Source organism: Bradyrhizobium sp. (assembly GCF_016462955.1).
Taxonomy (GTDB): domain Bacteria; phylum Pseudomonadota; class Alphaproteobacteria; order Rhizobiales; family Xanthobacteraceae; genus Bradyrhizobium.
The window spans coordinates 1-1,684 of sequence record NZ_JAEMSD010000552.1; the positions used below are offsets into that span (position 1 = coordinate 1).

At 64.8% G+C, this 1,684-nt stretch carries 3 protein-coding genes and 1 pseudogene; 1 reads left to right on the top strand and 3 read right to left on the bottom strand.

The features are described 5' to 3' along the window. A pseudogene (locus JHD07_RS34135) lies at nucleotides 1–298 on the bottom strand (EamA/RhaT family transporter); the annotation flags it as partial. Between the two features lie 149 nt (nucleotides 299–447). Between JHD07_RS34135 and JHD07_RS34140 the strand changes: the two are divergent. Beyond that, on the top strand, nucleotides 448–846 hold the full coding sequence (locus tag JHD07_RS34140; protein WP_291630168.1) for a Rid family hydrolase: 399 nt from the start codon (nucleotides 448–450) through the stop codon (nucleotides 844–846). A 49-nt stretch (nucleotides 847–895) separates the two neighbouring features. On the opposite strand, the gene JHD07_RS34145 is transcribed toward JHD07_RS34140, so the two are convergent. Together JHD07_RS34145 and JHD07_RS34150 are read right to left on the bottom strand one after the other, a co-directional pair. Then, on the bottom strand, nucleotides 896–1,441 hold the full coding sequence (locus tag JHD07_RS34145; protein ID WP_291630170.1) for a hypothetical protein: 546 nt from the start codon (nucleotides 1,439–1,441) through the stop codon (nucleotides 896–898). Beyond that, the coding region (locus JHD07_RS34150) for a hypothetical protein (RefSeq protein WP_291630172.1) at nucleotides 1,386–1,684 on the bottom strand (299 nt) is incomplete at its 5' end. The genes JHD07_RS34150 and JHD07_RS34145, both read right to left, overlap by 56 nt.

The window sequence follows — 1,684 nt, forward strand, 5'->3', positions numbered from 1 at the left end:
CCACCTGGCCGATCGGGATCTGTGTCAGCGCAAAGAACCACCCGAGCTGCGCATCGTAGTGCACGAGGTTGCGCCCGACATGCTGCGGCAGGCGCGATGTCTTGAGCACCTTGAAGCCGCCGGCGCGATAGATGAACGGCGCGAGCAGCACGAAGCCGGCCAGCGACCTGACTTCCATGATCTGAAAGACGTTCAGCTCGCGCGTGGTCTCGCGCCCGGCCACCGCCATGATCAGCATCAGCGACAGCCAGCCCGCCATCCACAGTGCAGCCATCGTTTTGGACGGTGTCGTGCTCATCGGGGCGGGATGCTGAAGGGGGAAGCCGAAGGGACGGCCGGTATCGACGACATTGCCGTGGTTTGCAACGGCCAAATCTGTGGATGCAGCGATGCAGCCCGGCGTGATAAGCCATGATCGAACAACGAGAACATCGGGAGTTGATGCTCATGCGTATTCTGCAGCCGGCCGAATGGTCGAAACCGCGCGGCTTTTCTCACGGCGTCGTGGTCGAGGGGCCGGGCCGCTGGGTGGTGCTGGCGGGGCAGACCGGCGGCGACGAGGCCGGCAATTACGCGCCTGATATGGCGGGTCAGGTGGCGACTGCGCTGAAGCGGATCGTCAAGCTGCTGGGCGAGGCTGGCGCCGCCCCGGAGCATATCGTCCGCCTGACCTGGTACCTGACAAGCCGCAGTGAGTATGAAGCGGCAGGTTCCGGCATCGGCGCGGCCTGGAAGGAAACGCTCGGACGCAATTTCCCGCCCTCGACGCTGCTCTATATCGCTGGCCTCGTCGATGACCGGGCCAAGGTCGAGATCGAGGTCACGGCATTCGTGCCTGGCGCATAAAAAAGACCCGGCGAAGCCGCCGGGCCGCTTTGTCCGGACTGCGGTCAGATTAGCGCGACATCGAGATGTTGGCGCCGCGGAACTGGCTGTCGGCACGCATCGTGACCGTCTGCTTGTTGCCGCTCGTCCTCAACCCGATGTTGGCGTTGAAGCCGGCCGTCGAAGCGACCACCTCGAAGTTCCCGCCGCCGCCGCGGCCCTGGAGCGAGCCGGAGATGTTGCGGCTGGCCTCGGACCAGCTGCCGGTGATGGCGCTGCCCTCCGCCCTGACGTTGGCTGCGAGGTTGAACTTGTAGGCGTCGCTGGCGCAGGTCAGCGACATCTCCATGGTCGGGCCGATCGGGGCGTATTTGGCCCGGCAGCGGATCCGCTCGGTCGAGCCGTCATCAAGCGTGACGGTGCCGGAGCCGCTCCAGCTTCCCGCCATCGGGGCGAACGGGCCGGATTGTGCGTTGCTTTCGGAGGCGGCCATTCCAGTCGCAAGCAAAACGGCGGCCGCGATCAGCAGCCGCCGGTTCCGGGCGCGAGCCTTCGTTGATTTATAGACGCGATGCTTCCCACCGCCCGCTGCACGGTATGCCTGCTGATGCTCCATTCCACTTCCCCGATCCGGCGTTGCCGTTGAGTTGACCGTTGGCATATGCACCATTGATCGAAACTTTCACAAGTCCCCCGCTACCGATGGTGCCGGAAACGTTAGTGCCGGGGGCGGTGATTTTGCCGTCGGCAACCGTCAGCGTCGAGCTCGCAGTCGGCTCGCAAGAGCCGGTCTTGGTCACGATGGTGACCTGCCAATTGCCGTCATACGGGCTCTGGGCAAGGGCGGGAGCAGTGAGGG

Bases quoted from the DNA above. Each gene is read 5' to 3' on its own strand.
- JHD07_RS34140 (WP_291630168.1), top strand. From the start codon at position 448: ATGCGTATTCTGCAGCCGGCCGAATGGTCGAAACCGCGCGGCTTTTCT.
- JHD07_RS34145 (WP_291630170.1), bottom strand. From the start codon at position 1,441: ATGGAGCATCAGCAGGCATACCGTGCAGCGGGCGGTGGGAAGCATCGC.